This window comes from Streptomyces sp. NPDC040545 (genome assembly GCF_055595065.1).
In genome coordinates, this window is the sequence record NZ_JBVIWA010000001.1 from 654316 (window position 1) to 672627 (window position 18312).

Consider the following 18312-nt stretch of genomic DNA (forward strand, 5'->3'; position numbering starts at 1 on the left):
CACCGGGGGAGTTGGAAGTACCTGTGAGCACCCATACCGAGCGCCCTCTCACCGAGCGCCCTCTTTCGCTCGCCGCGCCCAGCGGGATCGACCGCGCCGCGCACCACCGCCTCGACGAGGCGTGGCTGGCCGCGGCCTGGAGCCACCCGACGACGCGCGTCTTCGTCGTCTCCGGCGGCCAGGTCCTGATCGACGACACCCCCGACGGCGGTTCCGGCATCGTGATGACCCCGGCCTTCGAGGCCCCGGTCACCGAGACCCACCGCTACTTCCTGGGCACCGACGAGGACGGCGTACGGTACTTCGCGCTGCAGAAGGACGCGCTGCCCGGCCGCATGGACCAGTCGGCCCGCCCGGCCGGCCTGCGCGAGGCCGGACTGCTGCTGTCCCCGCGCGACGCCGGGCTGATGGTGCACGCGGTGGCGCTCGAGAACTGGCAGCGGATGCACCGCTTCTGCTCGCGCTGCGGCGAGCGCACGGTGGTCGCGGCCGCCGGGCACATCCGCCGCTGCCCGGGCTGCGGCGCCGAGCACTACCCGCGCACCGACCCGGCCGTGATCATGCTGGTCACGGACGAGCACGACCGTGCGCTGCTGGGCCGCCAGGTGCACTGGCCGGAGGGCCGCTTCTCCACGCTGGCGGGGTTCGTGGAGCCGGGCGAGTCCATAGAGCAGTCCGTCATCCGCGAGGTGTGGGAGGAGGCGGGCGTGCGGGTCGGCGAGGTCGAGTACGTGGCCAGCCAGCCGTGGCCCTTCCCGTACAGCCTCATGCTGGGCTTCACGGCCCGCGCCACCACCTCGGAGATCACGGTGGACGGCGAGGAGATCGAGGAGGCCCGCTGGTTCTCCCGCGAGGAGCTGCGCGCGGCGTTCGCGTCGGGCGAGGTGCTGCCCCCGTCGGGCATCTCCATCGCCGCCCGGCTGGTCGAGCTCTGGTACGGCGAGCCGCTGCCGAAGGCGGCCGCGTAACCTTCGTCACTTCCCCGCCCCGTCGCCTCGTGACAGGCCTCATGACGACGGAGGGCCCCCGCCTCGGCGGGGGCCCTCCGTCGTGCTCCGGTCTCGCCCGGTCCTCGCGGCCGGTCAGACGGCGAGGGCCTGCTTGACCTGGGCCAGGCTCGGGTTCGTCATGACGGACTCACTGCCCGCGGCGGACTTCACGAGCACGGTGGGAACCGTCTGGTTGCCGCCGTTGGCCTTCTCCACGAACGCGGCGGACTCCGGGTCGAGCTCGATGTTGATCTCGTTGTACGCGATGCCTTCCCGGTCCAGCTGGGTCTTCAGCCGACGGCAGTAGCCGCACCAGGTCGTGCTGTACATCGTGACGGTGCCCGTGTCCTGCATGCTGCGCTCTCCTTCGTGAGGGCTCGGTGGTCCGAGTAGTCGAACGTACGGGACCCGGCGGCCATTCCCGTACGGTCGCCCCCGCGCACCCGGTGTGACTGATACGACTGATACGTGCTGCCTGTGGACAATTTTCCCGTCCGGCTCACCAGACCTGGCAGCATGGCGGGGTGACAGCAGCAACGCACTCCTCATCGTTCCCGGGTGGCCCCGCCTCCGCCGACTCGGCCGACGCGGTGCTCCTGGGCCTCGACCCGGAGCAGCGCGAGGTCGCGACGAGCCTGCGCGGGCCGGTGTGCGTGCTGGCGGGCGCCGGCACCGGCAAGACCCGCGCGATCACCCACCGCATCGCCTACGGCGTCCGGTCCGGGCAGCTCATGCCGGCCAGTGTGCTCGCCGTCACCTTCACCAACCGCGCCGCGGGCGAGATGCGCGGACGCCTGCGCACCCTGGGCGCGGGCGGGGTCCAGGCCCGCACCTTCCACTCCGCCGCCCTGCGCCAGCTCCAGTACTTCTGGCCCAAGGCGGTCGGCGGCGAGGTACCCCGGCTGCTCGAGCGCAAGATCCAGTTCGTCGCCGAGGCGGGCGCGCGCTGCCGCATCCGGCTCGACCGCAACGAGCTGCGCGACGTCACGGGCGAGATCGAATGGGCGAAGGTCACCCAGACCGTGCCCGCCGACTACCCGGTGGCCGCCCTCAAGTCGGGCCGCGAGGCCCCCCGGGACCTGGCCGAGATCGCCCAGATCTACGGGACGTACGAGCAGCTCAAGCGCGACCGCGGCATGATCGACTTCGAGGACGTGCTGCTCCTGACCGTCGGCATCCTCCAGGACCGCCACGACATCGCCGAGCAGATCCGCACCCAGTACCAGCACTTCGTCGTCGACGAGTACCAGGACGTCAGCCCGCTCCAGCAGCGGCTGCTGGACCTGTGGCTCGGCGAGCGCGACAGCCTCTGCGTCGTCGGTGACGCCAGCCAGACCATCTACTCCTTCACCGGCGCCACCCCCGACCACCTGCTGAACTTCCGCACCCGCTACCCGCAGGCCACGGTGGTCAAGCTGGTCCGCGACTACCGCTCCACCCCCCAGGTGGTCCATCTGGCCAACGGGCTCCTGAACCAGGCCAAGGGCCGGGCCGCCGAGCACCGGCTGGAGCTGATCTCGCAGCGCGAGACCGGCCCCGACCCCGTCCACACCGAGTACGCGGACGAGCCCGCCGAGGCCGAGGGCGTCGCCCACCGGATCCGGGACCTGATCGCCGCGGGTGTCCCCGCGGGCGAGATCGCCGTGCTCTACCGCATCAACGCCCAGTCCGAGGTCTACGAGCAGGCCCTCGCCGACGCCGGGGTCCCCTATCAGCTGCGCGGAGCCGAGCGCTTCTTCGAGCGCCAGGAGGTCCAGAGGGCGATCCTCGCGCTGCGCGGAGCCGCCCGCTCCGGCGGGAACGACCCGCTGCTCGACGACGTCGTGGAACTGGGCTCCCAGGTCCGCGCGGTGCTCAGCTCCACCGGCTGGAGCACCGAGCCGCCCGCCGGCTCCGGCGCCGTGCGCGACCAGTGGGAATCCCTGGCCGCGCTGGTCCGGCTCGCCGAGGACTTCGCCCGTGCCCGGCCCGGGGCCACCCTGGCGGACCTCACGGTCGAGCTGGACGAGCGCAAGGCCGCCCAGCACGCCCCGACCGTCCAGGGCGTCACCCTGGCCTCGCTGCACGCGGCGAAGGGCCTGGAGTGGGACGCCGTGTTCCTCGTCGGCCTCACCGACGGCATGATGCCGATCACCTATGCGAAGACCGACGAGCAGGTCGAGGAGGAACGGCGGCTGCTCTACGTCGGCGTCACCCGGGCCCGGATCCACCTGAGCCTGTCCTGGGCGCTCTCCCGCGCCCCCGGCGGCCGGGCCTCCAGGCGCCCCAGCCGCTTCCTGAACGGCCTGCGGCCGGGCTCCGCGGCCCGGGGCGCCGGAGCGGGCTCCGCGGCCGAGCGAGGGGTGCGCAAGCGCCCGCGCCGCGGTCCCGCGCTGTGCCGGGTCTGCGGCAAGACCCTGACCGAGGCCGGCGAGCTGAAGCTGATGCGCTGTGAGGACTGCCCGTCCGACATGGACGAGGGCCTCTACGAGCGGCTGCGGGAGTGGCGCGCGGCCCAGTCGAAGGAGCAAGGCCTGCCCGCCTACTGCGTCTTCACGGACAAGACGCTGATGGCCATCGCGGAGGCCGCGCCGTCCGAGGAGGGGGAGCTCGCGATGATCTCCGGAGTGGGCGGCCGTAAGCTTGACCGGTACGGAGCTGAGGTCCTGGCCATCTGCGCAGGTCAGGACGTTGGGGCCGGGCATCCTGACGACGCGTAGAAACTCGTCGGAAAAATAGTTTGCACATGCCCAGCGAAGACCCATAGGTTCTTAGCAACGGAAACGGTGGCTTCTCCGAAGCCCAGGATCCGTGCTGTACTTATCCGAATACGTATGGGACAGGCCCCCGGGCCGGGTCCCCGAGACGCCGAGAGGAGGCGAGACCAGTGACCAGCTTCATGACCTTCACCAAAATGACCGATCGCTCGGTCGACGCTTCCTGCCTGCTCGGTTCCGTCTCCACCCTGGGTACCGGTGTGTCCGCGATTTCCGCCGACCGCCCCACCCTGCTGGCGATCCTTCCGGTCAGCGAGCGCAATGAGCGACCGACCAAGGCATCGGTGGCAGTACTGGCAGCAGAAGCGCAGACGCATGGCGCCTATGGATTCGCTGCCGCAGCCGGTGCCGGATCCCAGAAGAAGCAGACGAAGCAGCAGCACCACCTGATGTGGGCCTTCCGCGGGCTCGAACCCTGGAGTGATCCAGCCTGATCGCATGATCAGGCCGGCGCCTTCAGGGCCGCGGAACCCCACCCGGGATCCGCGGCCCTTCTGTTTTGTCCCGAACAGGGGCGACGCAGCGAAGGGGCCTCGGGACTGGCAGCCAGGTACCAGCCGAACCCGGCCGACCGGCCGGAACGACTAGCCGAACAAGACGAGGAAGAAACCACCGTGCAACTCGAAGCGCACGCCCCGTCCGTACCGCAGACCCAACTGATCTCCCCGCCCGCAGTCCCGGAGGACCACACCTTGACCCCGCTCACCGCGCTGACCGCGCTCGACGACGCCATCGAGAACCTCGGCGTGCCCGTCCCCTGCCGTACCTTCGACCCCGAGGTCTTCTTCGCCGAGTCCCCGGCCGACGTCGAGTACGCCAAGTCCCTCTGCCGCACCTGCCCGCTGGTCGAGGCCTGCCTCGCCGGAGCGATCGAGCGCCGCGAGCCCTGGGGCGTCTGGGGTGGCGAGCTCTTCGTCCAGGGTGTCGTCGTCGCCCGCAAGCGTCCCCGTGGCCGTCCGCGCAAGAACCCGGTTGTCGCGGCATGACCGCCATCGGAACCATCGACCGCCCCCTGACGCACGACCCCTTGAAGCAGGCCCTCATGACCTCCTACACCACGAGCGAGCAGCCCCACGGCGCCGCCCACGCAGACTTCATCACCACCGGCGCGATCACCTCGCGTCAGAACAGGACCCGCGAAATGCAACTCATCCCAGAAGCCCTGGCTCGTGCCCATATGGACGAGCGCATGCGCGAGGTGGACGCCGAGCGCCACGCCGTGCGCCTGGTCGCCGCCCGCCGCATGCAGCGGCGTGCCGAGCGCGTCTCCATGCGCGCCCGGCGTGCGCTGGCCATGGCCGTCATGCAGTAAGAGCTGACAACAGCATCCCCGGGGGGACCGGTCCGCACGGACCGGTCCCCCCGGTGCGTTGCGCGGGCCTGTCCGCCCCGACGGGGATATCGTCTGGAGGTGGACCAGCCGATTCCCCACCCCGGCCCGTCGGGATCCGATGCCCAGCCCGTCGTCTGCGCGGGCTGTGGCGCCAAGGCCCCGGGCGAGATCCCACCCACCTGGACCTGCTCGGTGGAGAACGGGACCAGACAGTACTTCTGCGTCGACTGCGCGCGCGCCAACCTCCGGTCGATCGAGGGCAGGCTCGACTCGTCCTGGTGGTGACGCGCCTACGCGGTCTCGGCGGGGGCGAACCCCGGCAGCCAGGTGTCCAGTTCGTCCCGCAGCCGCACCGTCGCGCCCAGCTGGCACAGCACCCCGATGGTGCTCAGCGTCACGCGGTGGATGAGCAGGTAGGACGGCGGTAGGTTGATCTGCCGGCCCAACTGGTGCGCGGGGGAGCGGGGATCGGCGATCCGCGCCGCCTGGCCGCGCAGCCACGGCCGGGTGAAGGTGAACTCCTCGGCCTCGGCGGGCTCGATGATCGGCTTCAGGTAGTCCAGCACCGCGTCGGGATCGAGCTCGACGGACTCCTTGACGAACCCCTCGGCGCGCAGGTGCCCGTAGACCCCCTCGGCATCACCGTCCAGCGTCATCCGCAGCGACCTGCCGATGGGCTTGGGCCAGCCCCCCGGCAGCCGGTCGACCGTGCCGAAGTCCAGGACGCCCAGCCTCGTCCGGCCGTCCGCCCCCGGTATCAGCCGGAAGTTGCCCGGGTGCGGGTCCGCGTGCAGCAGGCCGGTGCGCGCCGGACCGGCGAACAGGAACCCGGCCAGGAGCTGTCCGGCGCGGTCCCGCTCCTCCTGGGTCCCGTCGGCTATCACCTCCGACAGCGGGGTCCCTTCCATCCACTCGGTCACCAGCACCTGGTCGCCCTGGTGCACGACGTCCGGCACGACCACGTCCGGGTCGTCCACGAAGGCGTCCGCGTGCGTCCGCTGGGCCTCGGCCTCCAGCTCGTAGTCGAGCTCCTCCGAGACCCGGTCGCGCAACTCCTTGATCAGCGGCTTGATCTCCATGCCGGGGATCAGCGGCCCCAGCAGGCCCGCGAACCGGCCCAGCTGCTTCAGATCCGACAGCAGCGCCTCACCTGCCCCCGGGTACTGGACCTTGACGGCCACCTGCCGCCCGTCGTGCCACACCGCCCGGTGCACCTGCCCGATGGATGCGGCCGCGGCCGGCTTGTCCTCGAACTCCTCGAACAGGTCTCGCCAGTCGGCGCCGAGACGGTCCGTCAGCACCTGATGCACCGTCGCCGCGGGCAGCGGCGGGGCCGCCTCCTGAAGCTTGGTCAGCGCCGCCCGGTAGGGCCCCGCGACCTCCTCGGGCAGGGCCGACTCGAAGACCGACAGAGCCTGCCCGAACTTCATGGCACCGCCCTTCAACTCCCCGAGCGTGCGGAACAACTGCTCGGCGGTGCGCTGCTGGAGCTCGCGCGCCACGATCTCCGCAGACTTGCCCCCGATCCGCTTGCCCAGCCCCCACGTGGCCCGGCCCGCTATGCCGAGCGGCAGCGCGGCCAGCTTGACGGTACGGGTGACCGCCTTCCGGGGAAGATCAGACATAGCCCCTCCAAGTCCCAGACAGCTGCGCCGCGAACGGCGGATTCAGGAAGGGCTCCGCCGACCCGACAGCCTCAGCGCATCCTGTCATGGCCCTCCCGCCCGCACTCCGCCCGATCCTCCTCCGGTGACCCGCCCGCCCCGCAGGGGCAGTCGGGATGCGGGTGGACCGGCGTGGATTCCCAGTGCAGGGCGGGGAGGGCCGCTTCCCAGCGGGAGGCCGTGGACGCGGGCAGCTGTCCGTCGAGGAAGGCCAGCGCATGGGCCGCGGCCAGCCCGGCCACCGCCGTGGACAGGCCCAGGTCGCAGGCGGCACCCGCCCGGCGGCGGTGGGCCGAACGCCACTGCACGAGCATCCTCGGCCAGGCCGCGTCCCGGTCCACGCGGTCGCGCTCCATGCACCCCGCGCACGCGGTCGACCCCGGCAGCACCAGCGGCCCCACGAGACCCGTCCCCTCCAACACCCCCGCGTACAGGTGCGGGACGCCCGCGGCGATCCAGTCGGCCGCGGTGTCCGGATCCGGGGCCCAGGCGTGCAGCCCGTCCCGGGGCGCGACCACCACCAGGGCCAGCCCCGGCTCCGCCCCCTCGTCCTCCGCGGCCCGCGGGGTGCGCCCCGGGGCCGACCCGCGCACCAGCCTGCCCGCGGACTCGGCCCGCGGCCGGCCCACGCTCCCGGGGTCCAGCCCGCCCGGTGCCACGTCCGCCGGCTCCACCCGGCCCCCGTCGAGCACCTCCACCCGGCCCACGCCGGCTCCCGCCAGGACCGCGGCGATCACGGCTCCCACCCGGCCGCTCCCGCGCACCCGGACCCGTATCGCCCGGCGGGCCGCGATCCCCCGCAGGTCCCCGCCCGGCTCCCGGTGGACCAAGGACAGCGAACCGAGGTCGGGTCCCAGCCGCTCCACGGTCTCCGGATGCCCCCGCAGAGCCTGGGCCCGCGGACCGCCCGCCGTGACGTCGTCGAGCAGGCCGGCCCCCGCCAGCGTCCTGACCACCTCGTCGGCCCGGCCGTCCGGCAGTCCCATCCCCGAGGCCTCGGCCCGCAACAGCTCCATCCCCCGGGTGCCGTCGATCCGGTCGATCAGCGCGCCCGTCGCCGTGTCCACGGGGCCGAGCACCACCGCATGGGCGGGCGTCACCCCGAACTGGACCGTCTGCAGATCCCGCCACGCCCGCGCCAGCGCCGGCTTCACCTTCGGATACATGTCCCGTCCCCCTCGATATCCCGTGCGCATGCGCACCACCCGTTTCCCGCTCTTCCGCAACAGTGCCCGCCCAACGGAATCCGTGCAGGAATTTGTCCACAGGTGCGAGGTATTAGGCATATGAGATGAAGGGAAATGGGGTTCCGGAAATCGGCCCCGAATCCCTCGTGTTCGAACCGCGGACGGGCGGGACTTCCGCCACCACGACCGGGTACCGTCGTGGCGTGTCCGCCGACCCACCGCAGCGCGCCGTCGAAGTCCGCCGGAGCGCGCGCCGCCGCAGGACCGTATCCGCCTATCGCGAGGGTGACCGTACGGTCGTGCTCATCCCTGCCCGGATGTCCGAGGCGGAGGAGCAGCGCTGGGTGGGGGTCATGCTCGACAAACTGGCCGCCCAGGAGAGCAAGCGCACCTTCGGGGACGAGGAGCTCACCGAGCGGGCCGCGCAGTTGTCCGAGCAGTACTTCGACGGCCGCGCCCGCCCCCGCACGGTCCGCTGGGTCACCAACCAGAACACCCGCTGGGGCTCCTGCACCCCCGCTGAAGGCAGCATCCGGCTCTCGCACCGGCTCCAGGGGATGCCCGAGTACGTCGTCGACTACGTGCTCCTGCACGAGCTGGCCCACCTGCTCGTACCCGGCCACGGCCCCCGCTTCTGGGAGCTGCTGGAGGCCTACCCGCGCACCGAGCGGGCCCGCGGTTACCTGGAGGGCGTGGTCGCCGCCGAGCGGCTGCCGAAGGTCCCCGCCGCCCGCGAGGAATGAGCCCGCCGACCCGTCCGCCCGCCCGTCCGCCGGTCCGCCCGCCGCTCCTCGTGCCGCCCGCAGTGTTTTGTACCGGGTCGGTACCGGCTTGGCCGGATGTCGGCAATTGCCGTTAGCCTGAGCGCCACGCATTCACAGTCGGGATGGGGGACGGTCGTACGTATGGCCAGGGAATTCCAACGCGGCCACAAGGCCAAGATCAGTGATCTCACGGCGGGCACCGATCTGTACGTAGGCGTCCAGATCGCCGGATCCGGACTCGCCTTCGACATCAGCTGTTTCGGCCTCGACGCCAACGAGCAGCTGTCGGACGACCGTTACTTCGTCTTCTTCAATCAGCCGAAGTCGCCGGAAGAGTCCATTCAGCAACTCGGTGCGCAGTCGGGCGACACCGAATCCTTCCGGGTGACGCTGGACCGCATTCCGGCGTCCATCCACAAACTGTCCTTCACCGCCACCATCGACGGTGCCGGACAGATGTCGCAGATCGGCCCCGGCTACATCCGGATCGTGGCCGGCGGCGAAGAGGTCGTCCGGTACTCCTTCACCGGCTCGGAGTTCACCACCGAGCGGGCCGTGATGCTCGGCGACTTCTACCTGAAGGACGTGTGGCGCTTCGCCGCCGTCGGCCAGGGCTTCGACGGCGGGCTCGACGCGCTGCTGCGGAACTTCGGCGGCGAGGTCGCCGAGGACGCGCAGCCGGCGCAGCAGGCCCCGGCCGCGGCCTCGCCCGGATTCGCCCCGCCGCCGCAGGCGGCCGCCCCGGCCCCGGCCTTCGGCGCCCCGGCCCCCGCCCCGCAGGCCCCGGCCCCCGCGCCGTCCTTCGGCGCGCCCGTGCCCGCGCCCGGCGCCGTCCCGCAGCCGCAGTACCAGCAGCCCCCGGCCCCGGCCCCGGTGCACGCCGCGCCCACCATGGCCGCGCCGCTCGCCCCGCCGGCCCCCGCCCCGTACGGCCAGCCACCGCAGCAGCCGTCCTACGGACAGGTGCCGCCGCCCGCGCCGGCCCCCGCGCCCTACGGGCAGCCGCCGCAGCAGCCCTCCTACGGACAGGTCCCCGGACAGGCCCCCGGCCAGTTCCCGGGCCAGCAGCCCGGCTACGCCCCGCAGGGCGCACCCGCCGCCGGGGCCGGCCTCGCCGCCGCGCTCCAGCCGTACAAGGAAGCCCCCACCGGCACCCGCTGGACCCCGCAGAACCAGCAGCTCATGCGCGTCGACCTGTCGATGGGCGGCCAGGCCGTCCTCGCCCGCCAGGGCAGCATGGTCCTGTACCAGGGCAAGGTCGACTTCAGCTACAAGGGCGCGGGCTTCGCCGGGCGCATCGTCGGCAACGCCACCGGCCAGGAGATGCAGCTGATGCGCTGCACCGGCCGCGGCCAGGTCTTCCTCGCGGAGAACGGCGCCCACCTGCACGCCATCGAGCTCCAGGGCGACGGGATCTGCGTCTCCGCCGAGGCCGTCCTCGCCTTCGACGAGTCGCTCCAGCACGAGGTCCGCCGCATCGAGGGCCACGGCATCCCCGGCGGCGCCCTGTTCACCATGCAGTTCCAGGGCACCGGCACGGTCATCGTCAAGACGCACGGCGTCCCGGTGGTCCTGCCCGTCACCCCGACCACCTTCGCGGACAGCAACGCCATCGTCGCCTGGTCCTCCGCCTCGCAGGTGATCATTTCCAGCCAGGTCCGGCTGCGGCGCAACGCCTACCCCGGCCACAGCGGGGAGACCGTGAACCTCCAGTTCCGGGGCGCTCCCGGCAACTTCATCGTCGTCCAGCCGTACGAGGTCTGAGGGAGCCCGACATGAACGCAATGAACCAGCAACTCGCGGGCTTCGCCCCGACCCCCGTCACGGCCCGCATGGAGAACCACGGCCGGGCCATGCTCAAGGTCGCCATGCAGAGCGGCCAGGACCTCTTCGCCCGCACCGGCTCGATGGTCGCCTACGAGGGCTTCGTCCAGTACGAGCCCAACCCGCCGGCCGTCCGTCAGATGGCCTCCCAGTGGATCACCGGCGAAGGTGCGCCGCTGATGAAGTGCACCGGCGACGGCCTGCTCTACCTGGCCGACTACGGCGCCGACGTGGTCGTCATCAACCTCAACAACGACTCGCTCTCGGTCAACGGCACCAACCTGCTCGCCTTCGACGCGCACCTCCAGTGGGGCGTGGAGCGGGTCAAGGGTCTCGCCAAGTTCGCCGGCCAGGGCCTGTTCAACGTGCAGATCGCCGGCACCGGGTGGGTCGCCCTGACCTCCCGGGGCACCCCGATCGTGGTCGACTGCGGCCGCGGCGAGGACGAGACGTACGTCGACCCCGACGCGCTCGTCGCCTGGTCGCCGAATCTCAAGGTCAAGGGAAAGCGCAGCTTCAAGGCCTCGTCGATGATCGGCCGGGGCAGCGGGGAGGCCTACCAGATGGCCTTCTCCGGCCAGGGCATCGTCGTCGTACAGCCCAGCGAGGACAGCACCGACCGGCTCCGGGCCCGGGGCTGAGGGGGAGCGGACACATCATGCAGAGCGCACTTTTCGCCCACGCCGAGGCGCAGTCCCAGGAGCGGTACGCCATCCAGAACCCGCAGCTGCTGCGGGTCTCATTGACGGGCTCCGACGACGTACTCGCCCGTAAGGGCGCGATGGTCGCCTACCAGGGACTCATCGACTTCGACGGTGAATACCAGACCACCAGCCAGCGGGGCGCCCGCCGCCGCACCGGCGAGGGCCTGGACCTCATGCGCTGCTCCGGGCAGGGCACGGTCTACCTGGCCAACCTGGCCCAGTACGTGCACGTCGTGGACGTGGACCAGGACGGCCTCACGGTCGACAGCAGCTATGTGCTGGCCCTGGACTCCACCCTGCACACCGAGGTCATCGCGGTCGACAGCCAGTACGGGATCTCCGGCTCGGGCAAGTACCAGCTCAACATCTCCGGCCGCGGCAAGGTCGCGCTGATGACCTCCGGCCAGCCGCTGATGATGCAGGTCACGCCCGACAAGTACGTCAATGCCGACGCGGACGCGATCGTGGCCTGGTCCACCTCGCTGCGGGTCCAGATGCAGGCTCAGACGCACTCCAGCGGGGTGTGGCGGCGGCGCGGCAACACCGGCGAGGGCTGGGAGCTGAGCTTCCTCGGCACCGGCTTCGCGCTGGTGCAGCCCAGCGAGGTGCTGCCGCCGCAGAACGCCCAGCTCGGCCAGGGCGTCGCCGCCCAGTTCGGCATGGGCCAGCACGGCTCCCACGCGCAGAACCAGAACAACGCCTGGAACTGACGGTTCCCGGCACGGCGAAGGGGCGGACCCACCAGGGTCCGCCCCTTCGCCGCGTCCACGCGCGGCGCCGGTGTGCTCAGCCGCCGAGCCGGGCCAAGGTCGCCTCCAGCAGCCGTACGACGGACGTGTCGGCCACCGCCGCCACCTCCTCGTACGGGAACCAGCGCAGGTCCAGGGACTCCTCGCTGATCTCCGCCACCGCGCCGGCCGGAGCCAGCGCCGCGTACTGCACGTCCAGGTGCCAGTTGCACGGCGCCGGGATCGGATGCCGGTCCAGGCGCACCGGCCCGCCCTCGAGCAGGGTCAGCCCCGACGCGATGCCCGACTCCTCACGGGCCTCGCGCAGTGCCACCCCGGCCAGGGTCCGGTCACCGGGCTCGCAGTGCCCGCCCATCTGGAGCCACATGCCGAGCTTCTTGTGCAGGGTCAGCAGGACACGCTCCCGCACCGGGTCGATCACCAGCGCGCTGCCCGTGACGTGACCCGCCTCGCAGGGCTTGTAGACCCCGTCCGGGTGGGCCGCCAGGTGCTCCAGGTAGAGATCGCGCAGCTCCGGCTGGTCCTCGTACGCCTTCAGGACGAGGACCGCGTCTTCGTGCAGGCTCACTTCTTCTCGTCGCCGTCCTGCTCGCGCTTCTCGGCGGCCTCGCCGAGCATCTTGTCGATCTCGGAGAAGTCCAGCTGCTCGCGGTGCACGAACCCGTCCGGGTCGTCCAGGTCGGAGGCCGTCGGCAGCATGTCCGGGTGCTCCCACAGGCCGTCACGGCCGTCGACGCCCCGGGCGTCGGTGAGCGAGGCCCACAGCCGCGAGGCGTCCCGCAGCCGGCGCGGGCGCAGCTCCAGGCCGATCAGCGTCGCGAAGGTCTGCTCCGCCGGGCCGCCCGAGGCGCGCCGCCGGCGCATGGTCTCGCGCATCGCGTCCGCCGAGGTCAGCCGGGGCTTGGCGGCCTCGTGCACCACCGCGTCGACCCAGCCCTCGACCAGCGCGAGCGCCGTCTCCAGGCGGGCCAGGGCGGCTTTCTGCTCGGGGGTGTCCTGCGGCTGGAACATGCCGCCCTGGAGCGCCTCCTGCAGCTGCTCCGGGTTCGACGGGTCGAGCTGGCCGACCACGTCCTCCAGCTTCGAGGTGTCGACCTTGATGCCGCGGGCGTAGCCCTCGACCGCACCGAACAGGTGCGAGCGCAGCCACGGCACGTGCGCGAAGAGCCGGGCGTGGGCCGCCTCGCGCAGGGCCAGGTAGAGCCGCACCTCGTCCGAGGGCACGCCCAGGTCCTTGCCGAAGCTCTCGATGTTCAGCGGCAGCAGCGCGGCCTTCCCGGCCGGACCCAGCGGCAGGCCGATGTCCGTCGAGCCGACGACCTCGCCCGCGAGGGTGCCGACGGCCTGGCCGATCTGCTGGCCGAACATGGCGCCGCCCATGGAGCGCATCATGCCGAGCAGCGGGCCCGCCACGGCCTGCATCTCCTCGGGCAGCACGCCGCCCATGGCCGCGCCGACCCGCTCCGCGACCGGGTCCACGAGCTCCTTCCACACCGGGAGGGTCGCCTCGACCCACTCGGCACGGCTCCAGGCCACGGCCGTGGTGGCGCCCGAGGGCAGCGAGGTCACACCGTCCAGCCAGTGGTCGGCGAGGCGCACGGCCTCCTCGACGGCGGACTTCTCGGCGACGCCGACGCTCGTGTCCTTCACACCGTCCGCGGTGCCCTGCGCGACGGTCTGGCGGGCGATGCCCTTGGCCATGTCCCAGTTCACGGGACCGCCCTCGTAGCTCAGCATCTGGCCGAGCTGCTGGAAGGCGGCACCGAGGTCGTTCGGGTTCATCGAACCGAACATCGCGGCGAACGGGTTGTCCGCTCCGGGAGCGCCCGCGCCGCCCGGCAGACCCATGCCGGGGAACCCGAAGGGATTCGCCGGGCCGCCCTGACCGCCCTGGTTGCCCTTCTTCTTGCCATCGTCGCCGTTCTCCGGCTCCTCCGGCGGAAGGCCGAATCCGAATGGGGTGTCGCTCACGGGTTTCCTCGGCTCGTAGGGCCGCCGGCGGGAGCCGACGGGCAATGGTCCGACAACACCACCCAGCGTAGACACCGCGGCCGCATCCGGGCTCGGTGCTCCGCCGGCTCCTGGGCTGCGGCAGGATGGACATCACCTGGTGGGTACGCGTCACGACGCGTCCCTACTGAAGACAACCGCTGGAGACGCCCGGTGAGTTCCCCAGATCCGCAGTTTCGCGCGATGCACGACGACGAAAACAGCTCCGAGCACGGTGACAGCGCCCCCGGCGTTCGCCAGCCGCGAAACCCGGAGGGAATCCGCCGGCGCAGCCCGGTGATCGCCGTGACCGGCGCCGCCTCGGGCGTCGGCGCGGCCCTGGTGAGCCGCCTGGCCGCCTCCGACGAGGTCAAGCAGGTCGTCGCCATCGACGAGCGACGGGGGGACTGCGCCGCCGCGCAGTGGCACATCCTCGACGTCCGGGACCCCGCGATCGCCGAGAAGCTGCGCGGCGCGGACGTCGTGGTCCACCTCGCGCTGGACCTCGACCTGGAGACCGACCCGGCCGCCCGCACGGCGTACAACGTGCGCGGCACCCAGACCGTCCTGACGGCCGCCGCCGCGGCCGGTGTGCACCGGGTCGTGCTCTGCACCTCGGCGATGGTCTACGGAGCCCTGCCGGACAACGACATCCCGCTGTCCGAGGACTCCGAGCTGCGGGCCACCGCCGAGGCGACCGGCGTCGGCGACCTGCTGGAGATCGAGCGCCTGGGCCGCCGGGCCCCCCGCGCGCACCCCGGACTGAACGTCACCGTGATCCGCCCGGCCGTCCTGGTCGGCGGCACGGACACCGCCCTGACCCGGTACTTCGAGTCCCCGCGGCTGCTCGTGGTGGCGGGATCCCGCCCCACCTGGCAGTTCTGCCACGTGGACGACCTGGTCAGCGCCCTGGAGTACGCGGCCCTGGAGAAGGTCGAGGGCGAGCTGGCCGTGGGCTGCGAGGGGTGGCTGGAGCAGGAGGAGGTCGAGGAGCTGAGCGGCATCCGCCGCATGGAACTCCCCTCCGCGGTCGCCCTGGGAGCGGCCGCCCGGCTGCACCGGATCGGCCTGACCCCGTCCCCGGCCGGCGACCTCGCCTACACGATGCACCCGTGGGTGGTCAGCGTCAGCGGGCTGCACGCGGCGGGCTGGCGGCCGCGCTGGACCAACGAGGAGGTGCTCGCCGAGCTCCTCCAGGAGGTCTCGGGCCGCCACACGGTCGCGGGCCGCCGGCTGGGCCGCAGGGACGCCGCCACGGCCGCCGGTGCGGCCGGCGCGACGGTGGCCCTGCTGGGCGCGGCCGCCGCGGTCCGCCTGGCGCGCAAGCGGCGCGGGATCTGACCGGTCCGGTGCCGCGGTCCGCCCGGCCGGCCGGGCGGACCGCGGGATTCCGCGGGTCCGCCCTGTAGGAGGCTCCCAAGGCGGCGTTCCCGCCCCGGGCGAATCTGCTATTTCGCCGTGTCAGCCGCTAGGGCACGATGAAGGCATGGCACCGCACTTCGACCACCCCGGTGAGCAAGCCGCTTCGAACCCGATCCGGCTGCTCCAGATCCGCGAGACCGCCCTGTCGATCGACGAGGTCTTCCAGGCCGTCGGCGACGACGCGTCGGGCGGTACGACGCTCTTCGTCGGCACGGTGCGCAACCACGACAGCGGGGCGGACGTCGACTCGCTCGGCTACTCCTGCCATCCGACGGCCGAGGCCGAGATGCGCCGCGTGGCCGAGCGCGTCGTGGCCAAGTTCCCGGTCCGCGCCCTGGCGGCCGTGCACCGCATCGGTGACCTGGCCGTGGGCGACCTGGCCGTCGTCGTCGCCGTGTCCTGTCCGCACCGCGGCGAGGCCTTCGAGGCCGCCCGGATGCTGATCGACGACCTCAAGCACGAGGTCCCGATCTGGAAGCACCAGACGTTCAGCGACGGCACGGAGGAGTGGGTCGGCGCCTGCTGAGGCCCGGGCCGCGCAGGCCGACGGACGGAGTCCGGCGCGGCCGGGCGAAGCCCGTGAGGCGCTCCGGGCGCCGAGCGGTGCGAGTCCGGCCTTCGAGGAGGGCGTCGTTCAGCGACGGCACGGAGGAGTGGGCCGGCGCCTGCTGAACCCCCGGTCACGGAGCGCCACCCGGAAGGCGGTAGCCTCGCACCCGTTCGGCCGCGCAACACGCCCTCGATTTGCGTAACCCCCCCACGGGCACGAGCGTTGAAGCCACCAACGAAACGTACTTCGGGGTAGGGAGGCACGCCCATGGCGTCTTTGGCGTGGTTGCTGATTCCGCTGTTCGCCGCGATCGGCGCGGCGATATGGGGCAGCTGGGCGGCACGCGACCGCACACAGGGTGACATATCCGAGCTCGCGGGATACGCCCGATTCCGGGAAGCCATGGCCCATGCCGATCAGGCCAGGGTGAAGGCCGACGCCCATTCCTCCCCGTCCGCCCCCGCCGCCTCCGACGCCGTCTGAGACCGCCCGCCGCCGCTCGACGCTCCGCGACCGCTCTGCTCCGGTCCGCCGCCGTCGGTGAGATTCCGCTGAGAGTTTCGCGTGCGGGCCCCGTACGGACCGGCCCCGAGGGCCGCCCGCCAGGGCCGTCCCGTACTGTCGGATGCATGCCACGCCGCACCGCGACGATGCTCGCTTCCACCCTGGTGCTGTTCGCGCTGCTCTGCGCAGGGGTGTTCATCAAGGTCCCGTACTCCGAGATGAGCCCCGGCCCGACCGTGAACACGCTCGGGGACTCGCACGGCGCGCCCGTCCTCAACATCGCGGGGCGCAAGACGTACCCGACCAGCGGTCACCTCAACATGACCACGGTCCGCGTCACGGGTGCGGACTACGACATGAGCCTGGTGGAAGCGGTCTACGGGTGGCTGGCCGGCGACAACATCGTCGTCCCGCACGAGAACCTCTACCCGAACGGGAAGACGGAGGCGGAGTCCACCCAGGAGAACGCCGAGGAGTTCAGCCAGTCGCAGCAGAGCGCCAAGGTGGCGGCCCTGAAGCAGCTCGGCGTCCCGGTCACCGCCCGGGTGATCGTCTCCACCGTGGTCAAGGACAGCCCCTCCGAGGGCCGGCTGCACGCCGGGGACGTGGTCAAGGCCGTGGACGGCACCGCCGTCACCGCCCCCGAGGACGTGGCCAAGCTCGTCACCAAGCACAAGCCGGGTGAGCCGGTGGAGTTCACGATCGTGCCCGCCAAGGAGGCCGCCGAGGCGGCGAAGGCCGGCAACAACGACCCCGCCACCTCGAAGCTGACGATCACCGCGGGCAAGGCGGAGGGCGACGGTCACGCCATCGTCGGCATCCGGGCGGGCACCGACCACGCCTTCCCGTTCACGATCGACATCAAGCTCGCCGACGTCGGCGGCCCGAGCGCCGGGCTGATGTTCGCCCTCGGCATCGTCGACAAGCTCACCCCGGAGGACCTGACCGGCGGGAAGTTCGTCGCGGGCACCGGCACCATCGACGACGCGGGCAAGGTCGGCCCGATCGGCGGCATCCAGATGAAGACCATCGGCGCCCGCAAGGCAGGCGCAGAGTACTTCCTGACGCCCGCCGAGAACTGCGCCTCCGCCGCCTCCCACGTCCCCGACGGGCTGACCCTGGTCAAGGTGTCCACCATCGACGACGCCACGAAGGCACTGGAGAAGATCAGCAAGGGGGACACGGCCGGGCTGCCGCGGTGCACGCGCTAGCCCGGACCGCTCCTCCGTCCCCCTGACGGGCAGGACCTACGAGAAGGTCGCCGCCAGGGCCTCCGCCAGGCCGGGGACCAGGCCCGCACCGGTGAGGACCTCCGTCGAGGAGTCCTTCTCGCGCAGCCGTACGGCCGACTCGCGCGATCCGTCGCGCAGCACGGCCACGGTCAGGCGCACCTCCTGCCGCTCCGGGTGCCCGGCGACCCACTTCGACAGCTGCTTGTCGTTCAGTCCCTCCGGTACGGAGGCCTCCGCGGACGGCGGCAGCATCAGGCGTTCCACCGTCAGCGCGCAGCCGACGACGGCGTCGGGCCAGGCGATGGTGCCGAGGAACTTGTCGAGCGGCGTCCCCTTCGGGACCTCGTCCTGCTCGATGGGGGTGAGGGAGGACTTGCCGGCGTCGTCCTGGTCGAGACCGAGCTGGCTCGCCAGCCGCGGCTCCTGCTTCTTGAGCCGGGCGGTGTCGACGAGGGCGAAGAGCCGCGCGGGCTTGTCCCAGCCGAGGCCGGCCGCGTACTCGTCGATCTCGAGGCAGGCGCGGGTCAGCGGACTGGCCGCCATGGGGGTGCCGGGGGAAGGCGAAAGGTTGGACATGGGCAACATCCTGCCTCCTTTCCATCGATTACCGGGAACTGACCAAAGCCTCAGTAAGTTGCATGAGTG

General features: G+C 72.0%; 20 protein-coding genes. 14 read left to right on the plus strand and 6 right to left on the minus strand.

Translation table 11 applies throughout. The features are described 5' to 3' along the window. Positions 1-11 precede the first annotated feature (11 nt). Complete coding sequence (nudC, locus tag ACZ573_RS03160) at positions 12-968, plus strand: NAD(+) diphosphatase (RefSeq protein WP_189732695.1); 957 nt, start codon at positions 12-14, stop codon at positions 966-968. Between the two features lie 114 nt (positions 969-1082). On the opposite strand, the gene ACZ573_RS03165 is transcribed toward nudC, so the two are convergent. Then, on the minus strand, positions 1083-1343 hold the full coding sequence (locus tag ACZ573_RS03165; protein ID WP_030011087.1) for a mycoredoxin: 261 nt from the start codon (positions 1341-1343) through the stop codon (positions 1083-1085). A gap of 110 nt (positions 1344-1453) precedes the next feature. On the opposite strand from ACZ573_RS03165, the gene ACZ573_RS03170 reads away from it, so the two are divergent. The 5 genes from ACZ573_RS03170 to ACZ573_RS03190 all read left to right on the plus strand — a co-directional run bounded on the left by ACZ573_RS03170 (position 1454) and on the right by ACZ573_RS03190 (position 5363). Continuing rightward, positions 1454-3688 (plus strand): ATP-dependent DNA helicase UvrD2, encoded by a 2235-nt coding sequence (locus ACZ573_RS03170; protein WP_471299044.1) that lies wholly within the window; start codon positions 1454-1456, stop codon positions 3686-3688. 179 nt (positions 3689-3867) lie between these two features. Beyond that, on the plus strand, positions 3868-4179 hold the full coding sequence (locus ACZ573_RS03175) for a hypothetical protein (protein ID WP_471299046.1): 312 nt from the start codon (positions 3868-3870) through the stop codon (positions 4177-4179). 180 nt (positions 4180-4359) lie between these two features. Then, positions 4360-4731, plus strand: coding sequence for a WhiB family transcriptional regulator (locus tag ACZ573_RS03180; protein WP_202199827.1), 372 nt, complete (start codon positions 4360-4362; stop codon positions 4729-4731). Then, positions 4728-5057 carry a hypothetical protein gene (locus ACZ573_RS03185; RefSeq protein WP_150259124.1) on the plus strand — a complete coding sequence of 110 codons (330 nt, stop codon included), beginning with the start codon at positions 4728-4730 and terminating at the stop codon, positions 5055-5057. Before ACZ573_RS03180 ends, ACZ573_RS03185 begins: the two co-directional genes overlap by 4 nt. A gap of 99 nt (positions 5058-5156) precedes the next feature. Beyond that, the gene (locus ACZ573_RS03190) at positions 5157-5363 is read left to right on the plus strand and encodes a hypothetical protein (RefSeq protein WP_382550555.1); all 207 of its coding nucleotides are present in this window, start codon (positions 5157-5159) and stop codon (positions 5361-5363) included. 5 nt (positions 5364-5368) lie between these two features. Here the strand turns inward: ACZ573_RS03190 and ACZ573_RS03195 are convergent, their stop codons facing one another. Both ACZ573_RS03195 and ACZ573_RS03200 read right to left on the minus strand, forming a co-directional pair. Beyond that, positions 5369-6703: an ABC1 kinase family protein gene (locus tag ACZ573_RS03195; RefSeq protein WP_471298268.1), complete on the minus strand. Its 1335-nt coding sequence runs from the start codon at positions 6701-6703 to the stop codon at positions 5369-5371. 71 nt (positions 6704-6774) lie between these two features. Continuing rightward, positions 6775-7908, minus strand: a complete 1134-nt coding sequence (locus ACZ573_RS03200) for a ThiF family adenylyltransferase (RefSeq protein WP_471298270.1) — start codon at positions 7906-7908, stop codon at positions 6775-6777. A 125-nt stretch (positions 7909-8033) separates the two neighbouring features. On the opposite strand from ACZ573_RS03200, the gene ACZ573_RS03205 reads away from it, so the two are divergent. The 4 genes from ACZ573_RS03205 to ACZ573_RS03220 all read left to right on the plus strand — a co-directional run bounded on the left by ACZ573_RS03205 (position 8034) and on the right by ACZ573_RS03220 (position 11931). After that, positions 8034-8672 (plus strand): M48 metallopeptidase family protein, encoded by a 639-nt coding sequence (locus ACZ573_RS03205; protein WP_471298273.1) that lies wholly within the window; start codon positions 8034-8036, stop codon positions 8670-8672. Between the two features lie 162 nt (positions 8673-8834). Then, positions 8835-10457, plus strand: a complete 1623-nt coding sequence (locus tag ACZ573_RS03210) for a TerD family protein (RefSeq protein ID WP_471298276.1) — start codon at positions 8835-8837, stop codon at positions 10455-10457. A gap of 20 nt (positions 10458-10477) precedes the next feature. Continuing rightward, positions 10478-11158: an AIM24 family protein gene (locus tag ACZ573_RS03215; protein WP_030011152.1), complete on the plus strand. Its 681-nt coding sequence runs from the start codon at positions 10478-10480 to the stop codon at positions 11156-11158. Between the two features lie 17 nt (positions 11159-11175). Next, on the plus strand, positions 11176-11931 hold the full coding sequence (locus tag ACZ573_RS03220; protein WP_382539928.1) for an AIM24 family protein: 756 nt from the start codon (positions 11176-11178) through the stop codon (positions 11929-11931). 76 nt (positions 11932-12007) lie between these two features. On the opposite strand, the gene ACZ573_RS03225 is transcribed toward ACZ573_RS03220, so the two are convergent. Next, entirely contained in the window at positions 12008-12538 is a 531-nt protein-coding gene (locus ACZ573_RS03225) for an NUDIX hydrolase (protein ID WP_471298279.1), read from the minus strand. Beyond that, positions 12535-13941, minus strand: a complete 1407-nt coding sequence (locus ACZ573_RS03230) for a zinc-dependent metalloprotease (protein ID WP_471298282.1) — start codon at positions 13939-13941, stop codon at positions 12535-12537. Before ACZ573_RS03230 ends, ACZ573_RS03225 begins: the two co-directional genes overlap by 4 nt. A gap of 192 nt (positions 13942-14133) precedes the next feature. Between ACZ573_RS03230 and ACZ573_RS03235 the strand changes: the two genes are divergently transcribed. From ACZ573_RS03235 to ACZ573_RS03250, 4 genes are all read left to right on the plus strand, one after another. Next, a complete protein-coding gene (locus tag ACZ573_RS03235) occupies positions 14134-15300 on the plus strand; it encodes an SDR family oxidoreductase (protein WP_301366578.1) in 1167 nt (388 codons plus the stop codon). 145 nt (positions 15301-15445) lie between these two features. After that, positions 15446-15907: a molybdenum cofactor biosynthesis protein MoaE gene (locus tag ACZ573_RS03240; protein ID WP_471298286.1), complete on the plus strand. Its 462-nt coding sequence runs from the start codon at positions 15446-15448 to the stop codon at positions 15905-15907. A gap of 291 nt (positions 15908-16198) precedes the next feature. Beyond that, positions 16199-16414, plus strand: coding sequence for a hypothetical protein (locus ACZ573_RS03245; protein WP_471298289.1), 216 nt, complete (start codon positions 16199-16201; stop codon positions 16412-16414). Positions 16415-16560: 146 nt separating this feature from the next. Continuing rightward, positions 16561-17646 (plus strand): YlbL family protein, encoded by a 1086-nt coding sequence (locus ACZ573_RS03250; protein ID WP_471298291.1) that lies wholly within the window; start codon positions 16561-16563, stop codon positions 17644-17646. 36 nt (positions 17647-17682) lie between these two features. Here the strand turns inward: ACZ573_RS03250 and ACZ573_RS03255 are convergent, their stop codons facing one another. Further along, positions 17683-18252 (minus strand): PPA1309 family protein, encoded by a 570-nt coding sequence (locus ACZ573_RS03255; protein ID WP_030385939.1) that lies wholly within the window; start codon positions 18250-18252, stop codon positions 17683-17685. Positions 18253-18312 lie beyond the last annotated feature (60 nt).